General features: G+C 29.5%; 20 protein-coding genes. 8 read left to right on the top strand and 12 right to left on the bottom strand.

The genetic code is table 11. The annotated features are described in order from the left end of the window. Positions 1 to 108: 108 nt before the first annotated feature. Positions 109 to 1,041, bottom strand: coding sequence for a T9SS type A sorting domain-containing protein (locus A8C32_RS06205; protein ID WP_069829568.1), 933 nt, complete (start codon positions 1,039 to 1,041; stop codon positions 109 to 111). Between the two features lie 198 nt (positions 1,042 to 1,239). Between A8C32_RS06205 and A8C32_RS06210 the strand changes: the two genes are divergently transcribed. From A8C32_RS06210 to guaB, 7 genes are all read left to right on the top strand, one after another. Further along, a complete protein-coding gene (locus A8C32_RS06210) occupies positions 1,240 to 2,103 on the top strand; it encodes a beta/alpha barrel domain-containing protein (protein WP_069829569.1) in 864 nt (287 codons plus the stop codon). A gap of 292 nt (positions 2,104 to 2,395) precedes the next feature. Further along, positions 2,396 to 3,595, top strand: coding sequence for a DUF4856 domain-containing protein (locus A8C32_RS06215; protein WP_069829570.1), 1,200 nt, complete (start codon positions 2,396 to 2,398; stop codon positions 3,593 to 3,595). A gap of 103 nt (positions 3,596 to 3,698) precedes the next feature. Next, entirely contained in the window at positions 3,699 to 4,799 is a 1,101-nt protein-coding gene (locus tag A8C32_RS06220; protein ID WP_069829571.1) for an imelysin family protein, read from the top strand. 82 nt (positions 4,800 to 4,881) lie between these two features. After that, positions 4,882 to 6,234: an HTTM domain-containing protein gene (locus tag A8C32_RS06225; protein ID WP_069829572.1), complete on the top strand. Its 1,353-nt coding sequence runs from the start codon at positions 4,882 to 4,884 to the stop codon at positions 6,232 to 6,234. Further along, positions 6,215 to 8,686 (top strand): TonB-dependent receptor domain-containing protein, encoded by a 2,472-nt coding sequence (locus tag A8C32_RS06230; protein ID WP_069829573.1) that lies wholly within the window; start codon positions 6,215 to 6,217, stop codon positions 8,684 to 8,686. The genes A8C32_RS06225 and A8C32_RS06230 overlap by 20 nt, the downstream gene beginning before the upstream one ends. 11 nt (positions 8,687 to 8,697) lie before the next feature. After that, on the top strand, positions 8,698 to 9,150 hold the full coding sequence (locus A8C32_RS06235; protein ID WP_069829574.1) for a heme-binding domain-containing protein: 453 nt from the start codon (positions 8,698 to 8,700) through the stop codon (positions 9,148 to 9,150). 350 nt (positions 9,151 to 9,500) lie between these two features. After that, a complete protein-coding gene (guaB, locus tag A8C32_RS06240) occupies positions 9,501 to 10,973 on the top strand; it encodes an IMP dehydrogenase (RefSeq protein ID WP_069829575.1) in 1,473 nt (490 codons plus the stop codon). Between the two features lie 113 nt (positions 10,974 to 11,086). Here the strand turns inward: guaB and A8C32_RS06245 are convergent, their stop codons facing one another. The 11 genes from A8C32_RS06245 to A8C32_RS06295 all read right to left on the bottom strand — a co-directional run bounded on the left by A8C32_RS06245 (position 11,087) and on the right by A8C32_RS06295 (position 21,970). After that, a complete protein-coding gene (locus tag A8C32_RS06245; protein WP_069829576.1) occupies positions 11,087 to 11,698 on the bottom strand; it encodes an aspartyl/asparaginyl beta-hydroxylase domain-containing protein in 612 nt (203 codons plus the stop codon). A 298-nt stretch (positions 11,699 to 11,996) separates the two neighbouring features. Next, positions 11,997 to 12,416 (bottom strand): CBS domain-containing protein, encoded by a 420-nt coding sequence (locus A8C32_RS06250; RefSeq protein WP_069829577.1) that lies wholly within the window; start codon positions 12,414 to 12,416, stop codon positions 11,997 to 11,999. Between the two features lie 710 nt (positions 12,417 to 13,126). Next, positions 13,127 to 13,699 (bottom strand): type 1 periplasmic binding fold superfamily protein, encoded by a 573-nt coding sequence (locus A8C32_RS06255; protein ID WP_069829578.1) that lies wholly within the window; start codon positions 13,697 to 13,699, stop codon positions 13,127 to 13,129. A 16-nt stretch (positions 13,700 to 13,715) separates the two neighbouring features. Then, positions 13,716 to 16,118: a TonB-dependent receptor gene (locus A8C32_RS06260; protein ID WP_069829579.1), complete on the bottom strand. Its 2,403-nt coding sequence runs from the start codon at positions 16,116 to 16,118 to the stop codon at positions 13,716 to 13,718. Positions 16,119 to 16,157: 39 nt separating this feature from the next. Further along, positions 16,158 to 16,496, bottom strand: coding sequence for a hypothetical protein (locus tag A8C32_RS06265; protein WP_069829580.1), 339 nt, complete (start codon positions 16,494 to 16,496; stop codon positions 16,158 to 16,160). Positions 16,497 to 16,500: 4 nt separating this feature from the next. Beyond that, complete coding sequence (locus A8C32_RS06270) at positions 16,501 to 16,995, bottom strand: DUF6787 family protein (RefSeq protein WP_069829599.1); 495 nt, start codon at positions 16,993 to 16,995, stop codon at positions 16,501 to 16,503. Between the two features lie 43 nt (positions 16,996 to 17,038). Further along, positions 17,039 to 17,479, bottom strand: a complete 441-nt coding sequence (locus A8C32_RS06275) for a DUF6146 family protein (RefSeq protein WP_069829581.1) — start codon at positions 17,477 to 17,479, stop codon at positions 17,039 to 17,041. A 294-nt stretch (positions 17,480 to 17,773) separates the two neighbouring features. After that, the gene (locus A8C32_RS06280) at positions 17,774 to 18,415 is read right to left on the bottom strand and encodes a DUF937 domain-containing protein (protein ID WP_069829600.1); all 642 of its coding nucleotides are present in this window, start codon (positions 18,413 to 18,415) and stop codon (positions 17,774 to 17,776) included. A 181-nt stretch (positions 18,416 to 18,596) separates the two neighbouring features. Further along, positions 18,597 to 19,547 (bottom strand): D-2-hydroxyacid dehydrogenase, encoded by a 951-nt coding sequence (locus A8C32_RS06285; RefSeq protein WP_069829582.1) that lies wholly within the window; start codon positions 19,545 to 19,547, stop codon positions 18,597 to 18,599. A 124-nt stretch (positions 19,548 to 19,671) separates the two neighbouring features. After that, entirely contained in the window at positions 19,672 to 20,736 is a 1,065-nt protein-coding gene (serC, locus tag A8C32_RS06290) for a 3-phosphoserine/phosphohydroxythreonine transaminase (protein ID WP_069829583.1), read from the bottom strand. 175 nt (positions 20,737 to 20,911) lie between these two features. Further along, positions 20,912 to 21,970 carry an acyl-CoA reductase gene (locus A8C32_RS06295; protein WP_069829601.1) on the bottom strand — a complete coding sequence of 353 codons (1,059 nt, stop codon included), beginning with the start codon at positions 21,968 to 21,970 and terminating at the stop codon, positions 20,912 to 20,914. A gap of 98 nt (positions 21,971 to 22,068) precedes the next feature. On the opposite strand from A8C32_RS06295, the gene A8C32_RS06300 reads away from it, so the two are divergent. Continuing rightward, complete coding sequence (locus tag A8C32_RS06300) at positions 22,069 to 22,422, top strand: 4Fe-4S dicluster domain-containing protein (RefSeq protein WP_069829584.1); 354 nt, start codon at positions 22,069 to 22,071, stop codon at positions 22,420 to 22,422. Positions 22,423 to 22,677 lie beyond the last annotated feature (255 nt).

The raw sequence follows: 22,677 nt of genomic DNA on the forward strand, positions 1-22,677 counted from the left end.
AGGCATGCATTTACATGTCAAATGTATTTATAAATTAACCGGATGAATAATAAAAACGTTGAAGACTAATTTAAAATCGTTTAATCTATAAAGGGCAAATTTTATAGATTAATTGAGTACGAATTTTTGAGTTTTACTACCATTAACAGCTTTTAAGTTTAATAAATAGACACCTTTATTTAAGTTTGTTAAGTTGATGTTTATTTTGTTTGTCCTAACTGTAACAGTCACTTTTTTAACTAATCGTCCTAAAACATTATAAATTTCAATAGTGTTTAATTTTATGTTTTTAATATTAGAAATAGTAATATTATCTTTTGCAGGGCTAGGATACACTTTTATATTGTCTAAAAGATTATCAATGGTATCTGTGCTTAATGTACTATTTAAGGTAAAAGTCATAGTGCCAATTCTTTTATTATTAAAAGGTGTTGTATTAGACCTGCTAGTAATTACACCAACTGTAGAGGCATTATTTCCTGAATACCCGCTACCTGCTTCGGTACCAGCATCGTAAGGAAATAGATCAACACTAAAAGTCTCTTTCCAACCATTTTCAACACTATTATTGCCAGATCTTAGGTTAATACTATTAACAGCTACAAACCAATCAGGGCTAGGTGCAATCATTGAAGCTAGAGTAATAAATGGATACCCTTCACTAACCTCTATATTATTTAGAGTAATTGTACCTTTTCCAGTAGCTAAACCTCCTCCAGGGATATATTTATCTGCATCAGTATTAGTTGTAACTTCTGTTTGAAAAGTACTAGTAGCTCCTGTTTCAGCAATAGATTCTATGCCTGGCGATGCAGCCATTCCCATCATTAAAAAAGTATTTGCTGTTTTATGTGTAGCACCAACTAGTGGAGACCAATGCGCATTACCTGGTAAGTCAATTGTACTAATACCATTAGTAGGATTAGCGGCTTCAGATTCCCAAAAACTATCAAAAGTGATCGTATAATTAGCTGTACTTTGACTAAAAGTATATAAGCTAGAAGTTAGGATAAATATTAAAAGAAATGTAATTTTTTTCATAGTTATAGTATAATATATAGAACAATATATACGTAACAACAAGCTACCTTAGACTATAAAAAAAATAAGGCTTTTTAAAAATACAAAAAAATAATTTAATTATCAGGTAGTTATGGTTTTAAAGTTCTGTTAAATCATAGTAAAATAAACTTTCAGAAAAAATAATAGTATTTTTATCAATCTATTTTAGAAATATACATGCCAAATCAAATTAAAATTATTGAATGTCCAAGAGATGCTATGCAAGGAATAAAGTCATTTATTCCAACAAAGCAAAAAGTACAGTATATTCAATCCCTTTTACGTGTGGGGTACGATACTATTGATTTTGGTAGTTTTGTATCACCAAAAGCTATTCCGCAAATGGTAGATACAGCAGACGTTTTATCTCAATTAGATTTAAGTAAAACCGCGAGTAAACTTTTAGCTATAATCGCAAATGTTAGAGGCGCTAATGATGCTTGTGAACATAAAGAAATTGATTACTTGGGCTATCCATTTTCAATTTCTGAGAATTTCCAGATGCGTAATACGCATAAAACTATTGCTGAATCTGTAAACATACTTTCTGAAATTTTAGAAATTGCAAATAAATCAAATAAAGAAGTTGTAGTTTATATATCTATGGGATTTGGAAACCCTTATGGAGACCCTTGGAATGTTGATATAGTAGGAGAGTGGACTCATAAACTATCAAATATGGGAGTGAAAATTTTATCTTTGAGTGATACTGTTGGATCTTCTAACCCAGAAAATATTGATTATTTATTCTCAAATTTGATACCATTATATTCTAATATAGAATTTGGAGCACATTTACATACAACACCTAATAGCTGGTTTGAAAAAGTAGACGCCGCTTATAAAGCAGGATGTAATCGTTTTGATGGAGCTATTCAAGGATTTGGTGGATGCCCTATGGCTAAAGATGAACTAACAGGAAATATGCCTACAGAAAAACTATTGTCATATTTTACTACAAATAAAAATAATAACTTAAATGCGCTCAGTTTTGAGAGTGCTTATAATGAAGCCTCTAAAATTTTTAATTATTATCATTAAACAGGCATCTTACTTAATTATGTTTTCTATAAAAAATAGATTTAAACTAAACGTAATTTTTAATTAGAATATGATTTTTAACAGTTTATTTCTTAGTTAAATTTAAAAAAACATTTAAAAAACACGTAATTTCTTACTTGAATTAAATACTTGATTGTTATGTGTTTATGTTGTATTAATGCTCTTTATTTAAATTTAATCTAAATAAACTTTGTGAGTGTTATTTTGTGTTTTATATTTGCAACTTTAAAGTAAATATTATTTATAATAAGTCTAAATAAAAGTATTAAAAATGAAAAAAATTGTCCTTAGTCTTTTTGTGGCATCAGTATTATTTCAATCATGTTCAAATGATGATGATGGTGGGAACTCAGAAAATCAAGTGGTAGCTCCTACTACTTATAGTTTTGAAAGAAATGGTAATTCTTCGGTAAGTTTTGGTGGTCAAACCACTAGAATTCAAATGGCACACGAACTAATTTCTGCGTTAAAAGATAATACACAAACAGAAAAGGTTTTAGATGCTATGTTTGCTCATGTTGAAGGAGAGGTAGATTTTAGTGATGCGGATTTAAATGCATCTAATAAAAGTATAAGAAGTAAAACAGCAGCATCAGAAGATTATTTTAAAGCCAATACTACAGATGGTAATGCTATTAAAGCAGATTTCGACACATGGATAGCTGCTCAAGCATCAGATGTTTTTACTAACTGGGATAATGATGCATCTGTAGGTAATGCAGGAAAAATACAAGAAGCTGGAGGAGGTTCTACACGTTATGTAAATGCTAAAGGGTTAGAATATAATCAAGCCGTTAATAAAGCTTTAATAGGCGCTTTAATGACAGATCAAATCTTAAATAATTATTTAAGTCCAGCAGTATTAGATGCTGGTTCAAATATAGCAGATAATAATGCAGGAACTGTAGCAGATGGTAAAACATATACCACTATGGAACATAAATGGGATGAAGCTTATGGGTACTTATATGGAAATGAAGATAACCCAGCAGTTCCAGTAACAAATGCAGATAGTTTTTTAAGTAAATATTTATTTAGAGTTGAAAGTGATACCGATTTTACAGGGATAGCAGCAGATATATATAATGCTTTTAAATTAGGAAGAGCAGCCATTGTAGCTAAAAACTATAGAGTTCGTGATGAGCAAGCTGAAATTATTAGAGAAAAAATATCTGAAATTATTGGGATTAGAGCTGTCTATTATTTACAACAAGGTAAAGCCAGTTTAGGAATAGACAATGCTTCTGCATTTCATGATTTATCTGAAGGATTTGGTTTTGTTTATAGCTTACAGTTTACAAGAAAGCCAAATACAACAGAACCATACTTTACTAAAACAGAAGTAGATAATTTTATTAATACACTAACAACAGGAAATGGATTTTGGGATCTTGATGCTACTATTCTAGATACTATGTCTAATACAATATCAAGTAAGTTTAGTTTTACAACTGCTCAAGCAGGAAGTTAAAAAAATAAGAATAATTGGTTATTATTTTTAAAAAGTAGTTGTTGTATTAATATGTACAGCAACTACTTTAGTACATTTGCAAAATATTTATTTTAAAAGGGTTATGATTACAGGTAGAAAGATTATTTTGGTATTAATTACAGCACTAGTTATAGTAGGTTGTAGTTCGTCTTCGGATGATGGACCATCTAGTAAAACAGATGATTTTAATAGAGGGGCATTATTAACAAATTTAGTAGATAATACTATTATACCTGCTTTCGAAGATTTACAAGTAAAACTTCTAGCTTTAAAAGCAAATAAAGACGTATTTATAGTTGCACCTAATCAAATAAATTTAGAAGCTCTTAGAATGTCATGGATAGAGGCTTATAAAGTTTGGCAATCTGTAGAGGTTTTTAATATTGGTAAAGCAGAAGAATTACAATATAGCTTTCAAATGAATGTATATCCAACAAATGTATTAGATATTGAAAACAATATTAGTTCAGGAACTTACGATTTAACGAATGTTAATAATAATGATGCTGTCGGTTTTCCAGCTGTAGATTATTTGTTATATGGTATTGGAAATGATGACATGGCTATTTTAAATAAATATTTAGATATTAAATACAAGAATTACCTTGCTGATGTTATAGATCAAATGGCATCTTTAACTCAAATAGTCTTAGATGATTGGAAGACAGTTTATAGAACAACATTTGTAAATTCAATAGCAAACACAGCAACAAGCTCTTTAAATAAGTTTGTAAATGATTTTATTTTTTATTACGAAAAGGGGTTGAGAGCAAACAAAATAGGAATTCCTGCAGGAAACTTTTCAACAACTCCATTACCAGAAAAGATAGAAGCATTTTATAATCAAGACATATCAAAAGAGTTAGCTTTAGAAGCCTTAAATGCAGTACAAAACTTATTTAATGGTAAAGCTTATTTAAGTGCTACTATAGGTGAAAGTTTTAAAAGTTATTTAAATCATTTAGACAGAAATGATTTAGTAGGTTTAATAAATACAAGATTTGATGATGCGCGACAAAAAATAGAAGCATTACACGATAATTTTAATATACAAATTAATACAGATAATACAAAAATGACTCAAGCTTTTGACGCTCTACAACTTACAGTTGTGTCATTAAAGGTAGATATGCTTCAGGCTTTTAATGTAAGTGTTGATTTTGTAGATGCCGATGGCGATTAATAAAATATATAAAAATTAAAACAAAGGTTGTCTTGTAAAATATGACAACCTTTTTTGTTATAAATTAAAATAAATTTTTAAAATGAAAACATATTTAAACCAAACAACTAGTGCTGCACCTCTTGCCGTATTTAGAATGTGTTTTGGTATTATGATGTGTTTTAGTATCATTCGTTTTTGGTATCATGGATGGATTGATACTCTTTATATTCAACCAAAATTTCATTTTTCTTATTATGGTTTCGAATGGGTAAACCCCATTGGTAGTTATACATATTTGCTATTTGTTGTATGTGGTATTTCCGCATTTTTAGTTGCTCTGGGGCTAAAATATAGAATAGCAATTATTACGTTTTTTTTGAGCTTTACTTATATAGAGCTTATGGATAAGACAACCTATTTAAATCATTATTATTTTATAAGTATAATGAGCTTTTTAATGATTTTTTTACCAGCAAATGCTTATTTTTCAATAGATAATATTTTTAGAAAAAAAACTTGTATAAGTATACCTAAGTGGACTATAGATAGTGTAAAACTACTTTTAGGCATTGTTTATTTTTATGCAGGTTTAGCAAAACTTAATAGCGACTGGCTGTTTAAAGCTATGCCATTAAAAATCTGGCTACCCTCTAAATACGATTTACCTTTAATAGGAGAAAACCTTATGCAGCAAAATTGGTTTCATCATGCTATGAGTTGGAGTGGCATGTTATACGATTTGGCTATTCCGTTTTTATTGCTATATAAAAAAACACGAAAACTAGCTTTTCTTTTAGTTATTATATTTCATGTTTTTACTAGAGTTTTATTTCCAATAGGTATGTTTCCTTTTATTATGATTGTTTCTACATTAATATTTCTTGATATTGGCTTTCATGAAAAAATTATTAAATTCTTTAAAAGAATTATAAGCTATAAAACATTAAAATTTTCAATTATAGAAAATACGAATTATAACTATAAGTTAAGGAAACCTATAGTTGTTTTATTAGGCTTGTTTTTTTGTATTCAACTTGTTTTTCCGTTTCGATATATGTTCTATGATAATGAGTTATTTTGGACAGAAGAAGGCTATCGCTTTTCATGGCGTGTTATGCTTATGGAAAAAATGGGAATTAGTAGTTTTAAAATAGTAAATGGAGAAACAGGCGATTTCTTCTATGTTAATAATAGTGATTTTTTAACGCCATTTCAAGAAAAACAGATGAGTTTTCAACCAGATTTTATATTAGAATATGCGCATTATTTGGGAGATCATTTTACTGCACAAGGACATGAAAATGTTCAGATTTATGTTGAAAGCTACGTTGCATTAAATGGGCGATTAAGTCAGCCATTTATAGATAAAGACGTAAATTTGTATCAAGAAAAAGAATCATTTAAACAAAAGGGTTGGATTTTACCATTTCAGGATGAGATTAAAGGACTTTAAACTTATTGTTGCACTCATATTTAGTGTTTCAATATTTGCACAAAAAAATATTACAGGTACAGTTACTTTCTCTAAAAATAATAAACCAATTGCAAATGTAAAGGTTTACGATAAAGTTTCAGGGTTATTAGCAACAACAAATAGCTTAGGGAATTTTGAATTTCAAACAATAAAAAAAGAATTGACTTTAGTATTTTTTTCTTTAGAATATAATGTTGAAGAAATAACGCTACAAACAGATACGGTTTCCAAATTAAACATTGTTTTAAAAGACTTAACAGAAAATCTAACAGAGGTAGAAATTACTGCTAGAAAAGCACGTGTTTTTGAATTAAAGCGTTTAAAAGATGTTGAAGGAACTGCTATTTATGCAGGTAAGAAAACCGAGGTTATACTTGTGGAACAATCTATGGCAAATTTAGCATCTAACAATGCACGCCAAATTTATAGTCAAGTAACAGGTTTAAATATTTATCAAAATGATGATGCTGGATTGCAGCTGAATATAGGAGGAAGAGGATTAGATCCAAATCGAACAGCAAATTTTAATACCAGACAAAATGGGTACGATATAAGTGCAGATGTTTTAGGTTATCCAGAAAGTTACTATACACCGCCAGCTGAAGCTTTAGAAGAAATTCAAGTTATTCGAGGGGCAGCTTCATTACAATATGGAACGCAATTTGGAGGCTTAATAAATTTTAAAATGAAGTCACCAAACCCTAATAAACCTATAGAGTTTATTACAAGAAACACCATTGGAAGTTTTGGTTTATATACTAATTTCACTAGTTTAAGTGGTGCAAAAGATAAATGGAGCTATTACACGTATTTTAATTATAAAAAAGGAGACGGTTTTAGACCAAACTCTCAATTTGAATCTAAAAACGTATTCGCATATTTGGGTTACCAATTTACAGATAAAACCTCATTATCAGGAGAAGTGACTTATTTACGGTATTTAGCACAACAGGCTGGAGGATTAACAGACACAATGTTTGAAGAAAACGCGTTACAAAGTAATAGAACTCGTAACTGGTTTGAAGTAGATTGGTTGCTTTATAACTTAAAATTTAAACATGAGTTTTCAAGAAAAACAAAATTCACTTTTAACTTATTTGGGTTAGATGCATCAAGAAGAGCAGTTGGTTTTAGGGGAGATCCATTTCCTTCGGGTTTAAATAAAAATCCAATTAATACTGAGGATGCTAAGAATATTGATGGAAGTTTTTTTTACAATAGAGACATTTTAATAGGGAATTTTAATAATTGGGGAGCAGAAGCGAGGTTATTAACAAAGTATAATTTATTGGGTAAAGAATCGGTTTTTTTAATAGGAAGTAAATATTATAGTGCTACTAATGCAAGTAAACAAGGTGGAGGTAGTAGAGGGGTTAGTTCTGATTTTTCTATTTTTGACGAAGTAAATTCTAATTATCCTAATGTATCAGATTTTAAATATCCAAATAGAAATTTATCAGTTTTTGGTGAAAATATTTTTAGAATATCAGATAAATTATCATTCACACCAGGCTTTAGATTTGAGCAGATAAAAACAGAAAGTAAAGGAGTTTTTTTTAATAAAAATTATGATAATTCTAATAATATTATTGATTCTCAGGAAAATAAAGATAATAGAGTTTTTGATAGGGATTTTATATTGTTAGGGTTAGGAATAAGCTACAAGCCTAACGATTTTGTAGAGTTATTTTGTAATGTTTCTCAAAACTATCGATCTGTTACGTTTAATGATATCCGTTCAGTAAGTCCAACCTTTATTATAGATCCTGAGATAAGTGATGAGGAAGGGTTTACAATTGATTTAGGTTTACGAGGTAAATATAGGAAATTACTGTCTTATGATGTAGGAGTGTTTGCAGTAAATTATAATGATAGGATAGGAACTATTTTAGATAATCGTGCTAATAGGATTAGAACCAATGCAGGTGATGCTATAATTTATGGTGTAGAAAGCTTTGTTGATTGGAATATAATGGATCTTTTACAAATTAATTCTGATTATAAATTGAATTTAGGTTTAAATTTCGCTTATATAGAATCAGAATATACTAAGTCTAAACGAAATGGAGTTGAAGGAAATCAAGTAGAATTTATTCCTAAGGTTAATTTAAAAGCAAGTTTGCGTTTTGGATATAAAAATTTGTTAGGAAGCATACAATATTCATATCTTTCAGAGCAATTTACAGATGCATTCGAGTCAGGAAGAGCTCTCAAAGGAGGTTCAAGAGAAGGCGTAGTTGGAGAAATTCCAGAGTACGATATTTTAGATGTATCTTTATCTTACAGTTATAAAAAATTCAAATTAGAAACAGGTATTAACAATGTTTTAGATAATAGCTACTTTACAAGACGCGCAACAGGATATCCTGGGCCAGGAATCATTCCATCGGCACCAAGAAATTGGTATACAACACTTCAAATCAAATTTTAAAAAGTTAAACAATGAAAATAGTTAAAAAAATATTAGTTGCATTATTAATAGCTTTAGTCCTTATTCAATTTTATAGACCAGAAAAAAATAATGCAGAATATAGAGATGTTTCAGCTTTTGAAACTGAAACAAAACCAAGTAACAAAGTAGCAGCTATTTTAGAAAGCAAATGTTACGACTGCCATAGTAATAAAACAGAATATCCATGGTATGCCCAAGTAGCACCAGTATCTTTTTGGTTACATGATCATATTGAAGAAGGGAATGAGCATTTTAATTTGTCTAATTGGTCGACTTATAGTGATAAAAAGAAAGATCACAAGTTAGATGAGTTAATTGAAGAGGTTGAAGAAGGAGAAATGCCATTAAAATCATATACTTGGATGCATGGATCAATTACTGAAGAAGAAAAGGAAGTTATAATAGTTTGGGCTAAAAAAGCCAGAGAAAACTACAGTTTATAGATTGTATAAATATTAAATAGCTTTTACGAAATATATAGAAAGGTTTCTCATTTAGGTTAACTTGATAAGAAGTAACCTTTTTAAGTAAAATTGGTATGTCAATTCGCCAAAAGTTGATGAAAAATGAGTGATAAGAGTACTAGGAATTATAAAACAAAACTCAAAAATTGAAAAAAACAGATTTTATTCCCGAATAATCTAAAAAAATTTAAACTAAAGCAAAACTGAAAATTTAAAACCTTTTTTGCAAAGGTCTCAACAAGTTGATATATTATTTTTTAGTGTTAATATTAAATTGAATGTGAAAAAAAATGCGTAGATTTGCACGCAATTATAACTGTAATTGCATCATGAACGCACATCAAAATAAAATAGTAGGAGAGGGGTTAACCTACGACGACGTACTGCTAGTCCCTGCATTTTCTGAAGTTCTTCCACGAGAAGTAAGTATTCAAACAAAATTTACGAGAAACATTACTATCAATGTGCCTATAATTTCGGCAGCTATGGATACGGTTACGGAAAGCAAAATGGCTATAGCCATGGCGCAAGAAGGAGGTATTGGTGTTTTGCATAAGAATATGACTATTAAAGAACAAGCTTTAAAAGTTAGAAAAGTTAAACGTGCAGAAAGTGGAATGATTATAGATCCTGTCGTTTTACCGTTAACAGCTAAAGTTATAGATGCAAAGCAATATATGACTGAGCATGGTATTGGAGGAATTCCTATTGTAGATGAAGATGGAATATTGAAGGGAATTGTAACAAATCGTGATTTACGTTTTGAGCATGATAATATAAAACCTATTACTGAGGTTATGACTAGTGAAAACTTAGTAACAGCAGCAGTAGGAACTTCTTTAAAAGATGCTGAAAAAATTCTTCAACAGTATAAAATTGAGAAATTACTTATTGTAGATGATAATTTTAAACTTTCTGGGTTAATTACCTTTAGAGATATTACAAAACTTAGCCAAAAACCAATTGCTAATAAAGATCAGTATGGTCGTTTACGAGTTGCTGCTGCTATAGGAGTTACAGGAGATGCTGTAGATAGAGCAGAAGCTTTAGTAAATGCAGGAGTTGATGCTGTGGTAATTGATACAGCACATGGTCACACAAAAGGTGTGGTTGGTGTATTAAAAGAAATTAAAGCGAAATTTCCAAAACTAGATGTTATTGTAGGTAACATTGCAACAGGAGCAGCAGCTAAGTATTTAGTAGAAGCAGGAGCAGATGCTGTAAAAGTAGGGATTGGACCAGGTTCTATTTGTACTACTCGTGTAGTTGCAGGTGTTGGGTTTCCACAATTCTCGGCAGTATTAGAGGTTTCGGCAGCTTTAAAAGGTAGTGGTGTACCAGTAATTGCAGATGGTGGTATTCGTTACACAGGAGATATTCCTAAGGCTATAGCTGCAGGAGCAGATACAGTGATGCTAGGATCGCTTTTAGCAGGAACTAAAGAGTCTCCAGGAGAAACTATTATTTACGAAGGTAGAAAGTTTAAATCGTATCGTGGTATGGGATCAGTTGAAGCAATGAAAGAGGGTAGTAAAGACAGATATTTCCAAGACGTAGAAGACGATATTAAAAAACTTGTTCCAGAAGGTATTGTTGGACGTGTAGCTTATAAAGGAGAATTATTTGAAAGTATTCATCAATTTATTGGTGGTTTACGTGCAGGTATGGGGTATTGTGGAGCAAAAGATATAGAAACTTTAAAAGAAACTGGACAGTTTGTAAAAATTACTACTAGTGGCATTAATGAAAGTCATCCACATGATGTAACCATTACTAATGAATCACCTAATTATTCTAGATAAGAATTTAGGTTAATATCATTTTATATAAAAAATGTATAAGCTGCTAGCTTAATAGCACTTATACATTTTTTTTATGCTATTTTTAAATAATGGCTAATAAGTAGAAGCTCATTTTATGATTCTATTGGTAATTGACTTTTCTTAATTATTTCTTTTATCCAATTATTGGGTATCATATCAATAGTTAGATTTACACGTTCTGTATTTCCATTATTAATGACTTTATGAGGATCTGTAAGTCTTAAGTACCAGCATTCTCCAGATTGCATTGGAACTGGTGTCTCATTTAAAAAAAAAGTGACTTTATCATTGTTAAGAATTGGAATAGTAAGACGAATAACAGATTTATCTATCTCTAGAGCGAGAGTTGGATCTGTATGTTCTTTAACTACAGCTTTAGGAGCAAGTCGTAATAATCTAACTAAGGTAACATTTGTGTTTTTTCTAAACGTATTAACGACACTTCTTATATACGGAGATTTTTTTAAGGCAGGAGTATCAAGCCATTTTGTCCAAGAACCATCCGCATAATCATTTTCAGGAGGAGGGAAAGGTAATGAAGTATCTACAATATGTGCAGGAGACCGTAAAGGTATGACATTATAATATTCGAATTTATCCAGTCTTAAAGTTTCAAATTCTGTGCGCATTTTGTTTACATTAAAAGTAAAAGGTAATTTAATACGATCATTATTTAAAACTCTTGATTTCTCATTATGTATCATTCTATATTTATTTTTTATTCATTAGATATAATAATTAATACAAGAAACCTGCATGTAAACAGATTTTATTAAAAGTAGTAATTTTCTAGCAAATAAAAGGTGAAGAAATTTTTAATAAGTATTATAAATTGTATTCTTTCTTTATAAGTTTAATAACGAAAAGTGAGATTACAAAACTGAGTAAAAGTACTATTAATGGTCTCATATTTTATAAGAGGTTAGTTTGCAAATATTGGAAAGCGATCAAATAAAAAATAAATCCAGGTTAATAAATCAGATTTTAATAACAAATTTACTATTAAAATTGGGCTATTAAATAGTTTATAAGGTCTGTTGTTGTAACGATACCAACTAACTTTTTATTATTAATTATAGGTAATGCATGAAACTCTTTTTTGGATAACATTTCAGCGACCTCTTTTATTGTTGTTTTAGAATTAACACTTATTACATTTTTGGTCATTACCTGTTTTATAGTAAACATATCATATAATGTAGTATCTATTTCCTTTTCATCTTTATAAACGGCATCAGCAAAACTTATTCTTAATAAATCAGTATAACTTAACATACCAGTTATTTTACTTCCGTTTATTATTGGGATATGACGAATGTTATTTTTTTTGAATATTTTTTCAGCAGTTACTAAACTATCAGAATGGTTTAAAGTAATTACATCAGACGTCATGATTGCTGAAATAGGCGTTCTTTTTTTCATTATTCGATCGATTTAAAATTGAATATTAAAAGTAGTTTTAAATCATAATAAATAATATGATAAAAATCATGTAAGAAAATAAAATAATTGATAGGGTTGTTAATTTTTTTAATAAAATAAAGGACTAAAAACCTAATGATGATTAACTAAATTTTAATTAAAGAAAACACTAATGTAGAATTACACTTTATTATACAGAATAAGAAATACGGTATATCGTATTAGACTTAATGCTTGTGGTGTAAATCCAATATTAAGATGCTATATATTTTAAAGAGATATATTTTATTAGTTTTCGACGCTCAGAAAATAAACTTACATAGCGCTCTTTTGCTTAGTTGTGAATATTCTCTTTTCGATTTTTTTAGATATACGATCTCTGTCATTTTACGACCTACAGCATTTCATTGTCCGTTTTTTATCTTTTAATTAATTTAAAACAAAAATAGATGGTAATTTAGGAGTAAACCTTAATCAATCTTAAGAATAAAATCATCATTTTACTTATAAATTTGTCTATAAACAGCCTCCTAATATTTATATTTCTTACTAAATTGAAAAACTATTCTGTTTAAAAATAGTATCTATTTTTTAATTTATAATAGGTCTTATAAATAATAATTTACTAATGATATGTAGTTTAAAAATTATAAAAAGGGCATTCAAAATTATTTTAGATGCCCTTTTTTATGAATTAAATACTATTTTATTTATTGCACTGAAATAGAAAATACTGCTTGAATATCTGTTTCTCCGCCAGCATTTTCAATATTACCATCACTTACTCCAGAAGCATTTTTATTTGGCTCATGACGTAAGGTAATAGTTAAGAATCCAGAACCCGTAACTGTAGTAGTAGTTAAGGAGAATTCTAACCCTAGAGGTTTATTATTACTGTCGAAATCTGCATAATTTAATGTAGCAAGATTATTTGTAATTTGATAGAAAAATTGGTGATCATCATCCTTTTCTTCAATTTCTTCATTAATAGATTCTGCAGGAGATTCTGTTTCATTTAATAATTCAAGACTTGCATTATATGTTGTATTAGCTTCTAATGGACCAGAAACTGTAATTACAGGAGTATTTGGACCATTACCATCTAAATCTTTTGACTCTAATGTTATAGTTTTTCCTCCACCAACAGGGGTTAAAGTAGCTGTAAGTGTTGTAATCACTTCTTGTTCCTCTACAGGCTCAGGGTTATTATCATCATCATTTGAACATGCTGTAAATATTAAAGCTGTAATTAATAAGATCGAGATGTTTTTAAATATTTTCATTTTGTATTTTTTAATATTAATAATTTAATTTTAATTGTAACATAAAATTTCTTCCTAAGTCATCAGCAAAATATCTTAATCTGTTAAGGTATTCTCTATATGATGAGTTAAAAATATTTGTAATATTCAAACCTATATTTAGGTTTGTTTTTTTTGAAAGTTTGAGTGTTATATCACTTTCAAAATGCATTAAATGGTATGCCGAAGGCGGCGAACTTATATCTACTAAAACAAAGTTTTGTGTTGAAGGAATAAATGTTTCAAAATTATTGTTTGGAAAATCATTTTGCCTCAATACCAATTCACTTTGTAGTTCAGTATTAAAATTTAACCATTTTTTATTGTAATACCTCAAGCTATTTACCGTTTTAAACGAAGGGATATCAATCAAAGCCTCTTTTTTATCAAGGTTCCGTCCTTTAATAAAAGCCGATTTATTTGATAAAAACCAGTTTTCATTCAAAGTATAATTAGCTGTAATATCTAAACCAAATAGTAATGCATCGGTTTTTGAATAGCCCCAAACAGGAAAAGCTCCTCTAATAGTTAGTTCTGTTCCAGTAGGTTTTATAAAAATATAATCACTAATATGGTTTGCGAAACCCTCAAGATTAACTGATAAGCCATTATTTTTAAATTGATACGTAGCAGAAAATCGATTAGATGTTTCTTGTTCCAGCCTTAAATCTCCTAATTCTAATCGAGCAGTTGATTGATGCAAACCATCACTAAATAATTCAGAAGGATTCGGTGCTCTATTGGATAATCCATAATTTATAATAACAGAATTATTATCGTTAAATTGATGTGAAATTCCAGCAGAAGCGGAAATATTGTGATATTTAAACACTGGGTTTGTTAGTAACTGCGTGCCTAAATCATCTATAATGAGATTTGAGAAGTCTACATTGTAACCGCGTTCCTCCCAACGTGTGGCTATATAAAACTTTTTAGCATCAATTTTGTTAAAATCGTAACGTAAACCAAGGTCTAAATTGATTTTATCATTTAATTTAAAATTTGAAATAGCAAAAACACCAAAATCAAACTTATCAAAATCAGGAATTAAGCGCCTAATACCAGTATCAGGATTTGCAAAATTATTCTGAAAACTTAAGTTTACCCCTAAATTATAAATTGAATTTATATTGGAATCCATTTTTAAATTAGATTTAAGAGTGTGGGTTTTTAGCGTTAAATCTATAGCAGGTAAATCTCTATCACTACCACGACGAATATCATATTCAAACCTTTGGTTCTTTTGAAAATCGTAGTGTAATTTTAATTTCCCGAATTTTTTGAAACGTTTATAAAATTCTGTTTTTATAATTTTATGAGTAATCTCTTGCCTAGGTGCATTAATACGATAACTGAAATTTTCTATAACTAGAGGTTGCCTTGTATTTATAGCATTAACTAAATCATCTATATTACCAATGTGAGACGTTCTTAAAATACCAATTTCGTTATTTAAATAACTGTAATAAACATTAAAACCTTGTTCAAATGTTTTGTAACCAGTGTTAAGTGAAACCCCTTTCGAGTTAAGCCCCGTATTGGTTAAATTATAATTAGTTGTTTTAAAATCTCCCGAACGCTTTAATGTACCTTGACTATTTATATACCAACCTTTTTGCCATGTTTTGGTTAGTGAGGATGTAAGGTTATAACCTCTTCCATTGGTTTGTCCATTAATAATAGTTTTACCATAAAGAGAATCTTTTATGCTAATATTTGATGGATTTAGAACAATCACACCCCCTATAGCATCACCTCCATATGCTAAAGCATTGGAGCCTTTTATAACACTAATACTACCAGCCATATTTAAATCGATACTTGGTGCATGTTCAATACCCCATTCTTGGTCTTGTAAACGTACACCGTTAACATTGGTTATAACACGACTGCTGTGTAAACCATTAATTACAGGTTTTACAATAGAATTACCAGTATTTATAGATGAAACTCCACTAACTTGTTTTAATACATCCCCTAAATTTGAAGCACTATAACGCTCAATAACATCATTTTTTAATAATGTTTCTTGAGATGTTTTAGTTAATTTACGGGTAGCACTTCCATCAATTTTTACTTCATTCAGTTCTTCTGTATGATGTTCTAAATTAATTTCGTAATGCGTATCTCCCTTAATTTGAATTTTAACATGTTGTGTTTCACAAGCTAAATGAGATACAATTAAAACTAAGTTACCATTGCATAGGTTTTTAATAGTAAACTTACCGTTAATATCTGAGGTGGTATACTTATTTAATGTTTTAATATATACAGTAGCTCCAATAATAGGTGTACCATCATGAAAATCTTGTATACTGCCAAAAAGATTTTGTTCGCAATTTTGGCTATGGGTAAAGTTTATTATACAACTAACCATAACCAATATTAAATAATGTTTCATTCCTAGATTTAAATTTAAAATATATAAGTATTTATTATTTTAAACTAAAGCAGGAGGACCCCTTAACGAAAAAGATAAAAGTTGATGATTATTAAGAAATTTGTATGTTAAAAAAGGTAATTTGTAATAAGAAACTACATATACTAAATCGTTAAATTGTATTGAAAAAAAGTAATGGTTATTTAACTTAAATTTATAGAATTCGCATTCTAAATCAATTTCATGTAGATGTGTTGTTTTTTCACCAGAGCAAATTTCATGTTCATGATCATGATGAGTTAAAATATGAGTGAATTTAACAACAGTAGGAACTAACAATACAACAGCTAATAATAGCGTAAGTATTTTAAATGTTATATGTTCCTTAATGTGGTTCATTCTATTAATCTACAAAACGTTTTAAGCCTATTCTGCGAAGCATTTTCTTTTCAAAATTCCAGAAAAATTTGTGTTGACCAAATAGCCAGCCAATAAGGACAAGTAAAATTTGATAAAAAAGAAATCCAATTGCAATATACAAAATCCAATAAGCAAAAGTGGGAAGGTTTTCTTTATTAATACCCATTAATTTTATTAAAGGTCTACTAACAAATACAGAAGAAGAACCAGTAGTAGCAAATACTAGAAAGATATTGATCATTTCCCATCTATAATTTACATCCCATTTCTTTTCTAATTTCTTGAAAATTTTTAGGATTAATTTTAATAGAACAAAAAATAATAGAGAGCTTAGTAATAAAGTAAAAGAAAAATGAAAATTTTTCAGAAATAAATACGATAATTTATATGAAGAATAACCTAAAGCTATTATACCTAAAAAAGGAAAAATAAGCTGCCAATTATTATTTATATCCCAGTTCTCTTTTAATTTTTTCACAGTAGTAATTTGCAATTTTATTGCAAAAATAACTAAAAGAGATTTAAATTCTAGGAACAAACGGTCCTAATCTTTGTTTATAGGTTAATTGAAAATATATAAAATAGTTATAGAGTTTATAATTTACTTCGTAACCGTAATCAATATTTTGCTGGTAATTGATTTGCATTTCATATAAACTAGGGTTAAAACGTTGTGGTTGTAATACCCGCTGATTCCATTCTACAACATATTGATAATTTCTATTTTCCATATATTTTTGATTGTAAAACCCTTCTGGTCTTGCTCGGCTTGCTAACCAATAATTAAAACCAGGTTCTATAATAAGAATCTCATATTCTAATTCATCATTAACAATAGATACAGTATCATTCTGTTTAAGGCTTTCTAGGCGCTCATTTTTTTTTGAAGCTGTTGTTTTTTTAGTGGTATTGCAATTAAAAATAAATAGAGATAGTACGAGTATATAAATGAGTTTTTTCATAGTTTAATAATTTAATTATTATTCAAATGTATTACAGAGTAGGGGACTTTTAGAGTAAGAATGAGTTAACTATAGATTTCATTTAGTGAAATGTTTTTTATAGGCTTAAAAGCTATTATAAATTATAAAGCATTCTTTTTAATTTTAAGATGAAATAAAATAATGTTTGAATAATAATGAATATTATAAATTTACAAAATTCATGACTCTAATGTTTGTTTTTAAGTAATTTTAACAAAAAACGTCAAGCACATATGCTTGACGTTAAATAATTTATAGGGTATAAATATATTGTTATTTACCTCCAAAAAGTCCGCCTAAAAGACCTCCAAGACCGCTTTTCTTTTTATCTCCACCTAATACCATACCTGCAACATCATCAATAACACTACCATCTCCATCTGCATCAAGAATAGATTCTAAAAAGCTTTGTTCTTGTTGAGCTGAGTTACCTCTTAATAGACCTCCTAGTAAATCTCCAATTCCATTAGAGTTGCTCACATTTTGTTGTCTACTTTGCTTTCCCAAAACGCCCATTAGAATAGGTGCAGCTACTTTTAGTATTTGTCGAATAGATCCAGCATCCATTCCGGATTTTTGGCTTAAAGCATTTTCAACGTTTTGTTGTTTATTACCTAAAACATGATTTAAAATTTTGCCTCCATCATCCATAACATTAGAATCTACTCCGCCTCCAAAAAGATTACCTAAGTTATCAAGAATACTTCCATCGTGTTTACCTCCGCTTAATGCTCCTAATAATCCTTCCGCACCCTCGGGAGTTGAAGCATTACGTTTCATAGCTTGCATTAATACTGGTAAAGCCATAGTTAATACACTTTGTGTTTTATCTTGAGGTTGATTGGTTTGACCAGCTACACCACTAATAATAGTTTTTCCAAGGTCAGTGTTTAATAAGTCTAAAATTCCAGCCATAGTTTCTATGTTTTTAATTAAAAAGGGTTGATTAATTGATTGTTTAAGATACAAAAAAAGTCCTAATGCTTATAGTTAGGACTCAAATATAATGCTTAGGTCACATTTTATTAAAAAAAGAAACCTCAATATAAAAATCGAGGTTTCTTTTAAATTTATTATTTCTATAAAACGAAAATATTTATCCTAGAATGCTAATAATTTGAGAAGCTAATTCTGTACCAATTCTATCTTGCGCTTCATTAGTTGCAGCACCTGTATGAGGTGTTAATGATAATGCAGGATTCATTAATAATTGCATTTCTGGTTTTGGTTCTTTTTCAAAAACATCTAAAGCTGCTCTGGCAACTTTACCGCTTTCAATAGCTTTTACTAAAGCTACTTCATTAAGTACACCTCCACGAGCTGCATTAGCAAGAATAACACCATCTTTCATAATGTTAAATTCTGCTTCATCAATAACATATTCTTTTTGTGCAGGAACGTGTAGAGTGATAAAATCTGATTGTTTTAAAACATCTTCTTTAGAAATAGTTTCTATTTCAAAGTTTACAGTTTGTCCATCAAAAAAGTCTAATTCTAAATTCGCTTTTTCTAAAAACGGATCGAAAGCAACCACTTTCATACCAGCTCCTAGTGCTACTTTTGCTGTAGCTTGACCAATACGACCAAACCCTAAAACACCTAAAGTTTTTCCTTTTAACTCAGTACCTTTAGCATACGCTTTCTTTAAACCTTTAAAGTTATTATCTCCTTCAAGAGGCATATCTCTATTTGAGTTATGTAAAAAACGAGCTAATCCGTATAAGTGTCCAAATACTAATTCTGCAACAGAATGAGATGAAGCTGCTGGTGTATTAATAACACTGCGTCCTTGTTCTCTAGCATATTCAACATCAATATTATCCATACCAACACCACCACGACCAATGATTTTTAAGTTTGGACAAGCATCAATTAAATCTTTACGTACCGTAGTTGCACTACGTACTAATAAAACAGTGATGTCTTTTTCGTTTATGTAATTAATTAATTGCTCTTGAGCTACTGTGGTTGTGATAACTTCGTATCCTCCTTTTTCTAGCGCATCAATACCGCTTTGTGAAATACCATCGTTTGCTAATACTTTCATTCTTTTAGTTTAAAAGTTTAAAAGTATAAAGTTTAAAAAAGATAAGCTTTATACTTTTTTATTTAATTTATTTTTAAAGTGTTAGTAAACAACTGCAAACAGCTATGTTTACTGTAAACTATTTTTATGCTTTACTTTCTAATTCACTCATAACTTCTACTAATACTTTTACACTGTCAAGAGGTAAAGCATTATACATAGAAGCTCTATAACCGCCCACACTTCTGTGACCGTTTAAACCATTAATACCAGCTTCTTTTAGCATGGTTTCAAAAGTTTCTTTTAGGTTTTCGTTTTCTAAAGTAAATGTTGCGTTCATGTTTGAACGATCTTCTTTTGCAGCAAATCCTTTAAATAATGGATTTAAATCAATTTCAGAATACATTAAACGAGCTTTCTTTTCATTTTCCTCTTCTATAGCAGAAATACCTCCAAGGTTTTTTAACCAATCTAAAGTCAACATAGACGTATATACTGCAAATACAGGAGGAGTGTTAAACATACTTCCTTTACTTATGTGTACCTTATAATCCATCATAGAAGGGATTTTACGGGATACTTTTCCTAAAATATCTTCTTTGATGACAACTAGAGTTGTTCCTGCAGGCCCCATATTTTTTTGAGCACCAGCATAAATCAAATCAAATTTTGTAAAGTCTAAAGTACGAGAAAAAATATCACTACTCATGTCGCATACCGTTGGTACTGGACTATTAGGGAATTCTTTCATTTGTGTACCAAAAATGGTATTGTTTGATGTACAATGGAAGTAATCGTAATCTGAAGGGATATCGTAACCTTTAGGTATATAGTTGTAATTAGCATTTTTAGAAGATGCTACTTCATAAATATCATCATAAATTTTAGCTTCTTTAACAGCTTTATCTGCCCAAGTACCAGAGTTTAAATAACCAGCTCTTTTTTCTAGAAGGTTTAAAGCTACCATTAAAAATTGTGTGCTTGCACCTCCTTGTAAAAATAAGGCTTTATAGCCCTTACCTTCTAAACCTAATAATTCTAAAGCTAAAGCCCTAGCTTTTTCCATAATATCAACAAAAGCTTTACTTCTGTGTGATATTTCAATTAATGATAAGCCGCTATTGTCTAAATTAATAACCGCTTCAGAAGCTTTTTTAAAAACTTCTTGAGGTAAAATACAAGGTCCTGCACTAAAGTTATGTTTTTTCATTTTTTCTATCCCTAACCCTTTCTATTAAGAAAGAGAATTTATTAGGGTGCTTTAAATTAGTATTTAGTTTTATCAAATACTTTTCAAGTAAAGAAGAATATTTGATGTGAGATTTAAAGATACAAAGTTGCTAATTAATTGGGTATTTAGTGCTATAAAATCAATAATTTTTTCATCAAATCGCTAATAAAAATTCAATAGAATCGACACTATCCGCATAATCCCAAAGTTGCGGTTTTTGAGTTGCTCCAAAAGCAATTTCATTTTCGATAAAGCCTTTTGAAACAATACATTGAATTTGGTGTTTCTCTGCTTCTAATTTTTGTTTTAATACAGCTGTATCATCGTAGTATTCATAAAAGAGTGTAGCAATGGGTGAAGCATAACTTGAGTCTTCTTTAATCATAAAGAATCCATTTTCAAGCATGTCAAATTCGCTCATTAAGTATACCGCTTTATTGTAATCATAATTATTAGCGTATTTGGCTTTATTAATAATAGGGTGCCAATCATATATTGCTTCAAAAAATGTATCAAATTTATAGCCTCTAGGAACAAGTAATTTAGAAACGTTTCTGCACCCTAATCCATAATACCTAAAAATATCTTCGGATAGATTTTTTAAATCTTCGGAGGTTTCATTTCCTGTTAAAACGGCTATTGAGTTTCGATTGTTTCTAATTATAGATGGTTTACCTTTAAAATAGTATTCAAAATAGCGGGCTGTATTATTACTACCAGTTGCGATAACTGCATCAAAATTTTTAACTTTATCCTGAGTAAATGCTATAGCTCCTTTAAAATGAGGTTCTACATGCTCTAAATATTTTGCTAAATAGGGGAGTAAGTGTTTGTCATTAGATGATTGTTTAACCAATACATGATGGCCAGAAATTAATATTGATAAAAAATCATGAAACCCTACTAAAGGAATATTTCCTGCCATAATAATAGCCACCTGTTTTGGTGTGATATTATTTATCTGGTAAGGGGCTAACCATTTATTTAGGTTATCTGTAGTTAGAGCATTTACCCAAGAGGCTAAAGAAAACCTTATATTTTCTTTAGTGAACCATCCATTATGTTCTTCAGCTAGTTTTAGTTGATGTTTAAAGCCATCGAAGAATAGCTCATTGTATTTAACATTATCGTTTTTTTGAATAACTTCATTAGAAAATTGTTTTAAAAAATCTCCTAATTTTACAAAAGCATTAATTCTTTCTTGTAATTGCATCCTTAATTTGGTTATGAATGGTTTTGGCGTTATTTTTGCAATTGCAAATTTAAGGAAACTCAAGGGAGTTCTTAGATTTTATAAAGATAAAAAAAGTTATGGCAATAATAATAACAGATGAATGTATAAATTGCGGAGCTTGCGAACCAGAGTGTCCTAATACTGCAATATATGAAGGTGCTGATGATTGGCGCTATAAAGATGGTACTAGTTTGGAAGGTACAGTCGTTTTAACAAATGGTAATGAGGTTGATGCAGATGAGGCTCAAGAACCTATAAGTGATGAGGTTTATTACATTGTACCAGATAAGTGTACAGAGTGTAAAGGGTTTCATGATGAACCTCAATGTGCAGCAGTATGCCCTGTAGATTGTTGCATTCCAGATGAGGATATTGTTGAAACAGAAGAAGAATTGTTAGCTAAACAACGCTTTATGCATCCAGAAGGTTAGGACTGCAATAAACTTTTAATATATAAAAAAATCCTGAGCTTTTAAGGAGTCTACTGAAAAAGTAATCGTATTTTGAAAACGCGAACTTCATTATAAGAGATTTCACGAGCTAATTTTGTGAAATCTTTTTTTGATTTTAAGCTTTTTATGATTCAATTTGCACTTTTATACTCTCTATTTTGGCTCAAATAATGCTTATTGCTTCCTTGGTCTTAATTTCTTTATTTTGACTAGCTTAATTTTAAAATTCTTTTC

This window comes from Flavivirga aquatica (assembly GCF_001747085.1).
GTDB classification, from domain to species: Bacteria; Bacteroidota; Bacteroidia; order Flavobacteriales; family Flavobacteriaceae; genus Algibacter_C; species Algibacter_C aquatica.

Coding starts and splice junctions, on each gene's coding strand:
- A8C32_RS06235 (WP_069829574.1), top strand. CDS start 8,698: ATGAAAATAGTTAAAAAAATATTAGTTGCATTATTAATAGCTTTAGTC.
- A8C32_RS06280 (WP_069829600.1), bottom strand. CDS start 18,415: ATGGCTGGAATTTTAGACTTATTAAACACTGACCTTGGAAAAACTATT.
- A8C32_RS06250 (WP_069829577.1), bottom strand. CDS start 12,416: ATGAAAAAAAGAACGCCTATTTCAGCAATCATGACGTCTGATGTAATT.
- A8C32_RS06295 (WP_069829601.1), bottom strand. CDS start 21,970: ATGCAATTACAAGAAAGAATTAATGCTTTTGTAAAATTAGGAGATTTT.
- A8C32_RS06245 (WP_069829576.1), bottom strand. CDS start 11,698: ATGATACATAATGAGAAATCAAGAGTTTTAAATAATGATCGTATTAAA.
- A8C32_RS06220 (WP_069829571.1), top strand. CDS start 3,699: ATGATTACAGGTAGAAAGATTATTTTGGTATTAATTACAGCACTAGTT.
- A8C32_RS06230 (WP_069829573.1), top strand. CDS start 6,215: ATGAGATTAAAGGACTTTAAACTTATTGTTGCACTCATATTTAGTGTT.
- A8C32_RS06275 (WP_069829581.1), bottom strand. CDS start 17,479: ATGAAAAAACTCATTTATATACTCGTACTATCTCTATTTATTTTTAAT.
- A8C32_RS06265 (WP_069829580.1), bottom strand. CDS start 16,496: ATGAACCACATTAAGGAACATATAACATTTAAAATACTTACGCTATTA.
- A8C32_RS06205 (WP_069829568.1), bottom strand. CDS start 1,041: ATGAAAAAAATTACATTTCTTTTAATATTTATCCTAACTTCTAGCTTA.
- guaB (WP_069829575.1), top strand. CDS start 9,501: ATGAACGCACATCAAAATAAAATAGTAGGAGAGGGGTTAACCTACGAC.
- serC (WP_069829583.1), bottom strand. CDS start 20,736: ATGAAAAAACATAACTTTAGTGCAGGACCTTGTATTTTACCTCAAGAA.
- A8C32_RS06225 (WP_069829572.1), top strand. CDS start 4,882: ATGAAAACATATTTAAACCAAACAACTAGTGCTGCACCTCTTGCCGTA.
- A8C32_RS06285 (WP_069829582.1), bottom strand. CDS start 19,547: ATGAAAGTATTAGCAAACGATGGTATTTCACAAAGCGGTATTGATGCG.
- A8C32_RS06215 (WP_069829570.1), top strand. CDS start 2,396: ATGAAAAAAATTGTCCTTAGTCTTTTTGTGGCATCAGTATTATTTCAA.
- A8C32_RS06255 (WP_069829578.1), bottom strand. CDS start 13,699: ATGAAAATATTTAAAAACATCTCGATCTTATTAATTACAGCTTTAATA.
- A8C32_RS06300 (WP_069829584.1), top strand. CDS start 22,069: ATGGCAATAATAATAACAGATGAATGTATAAATTGCGGAGCTTGCGAA.
- A8C32_RS06260 (WP_069829579.1), bottom strand. CDS start 16,118: ATGAAACATTATTTAATATTGGTTATGGTTAGTTGTATAATAAACTTT.
- A8C32_RS06210 (WP_069829569.1), top strand. CDS start 1,240: ATGCCAAATCAAATTAAAATTATTGAATGTCCAAGAGATGCTATGCAA.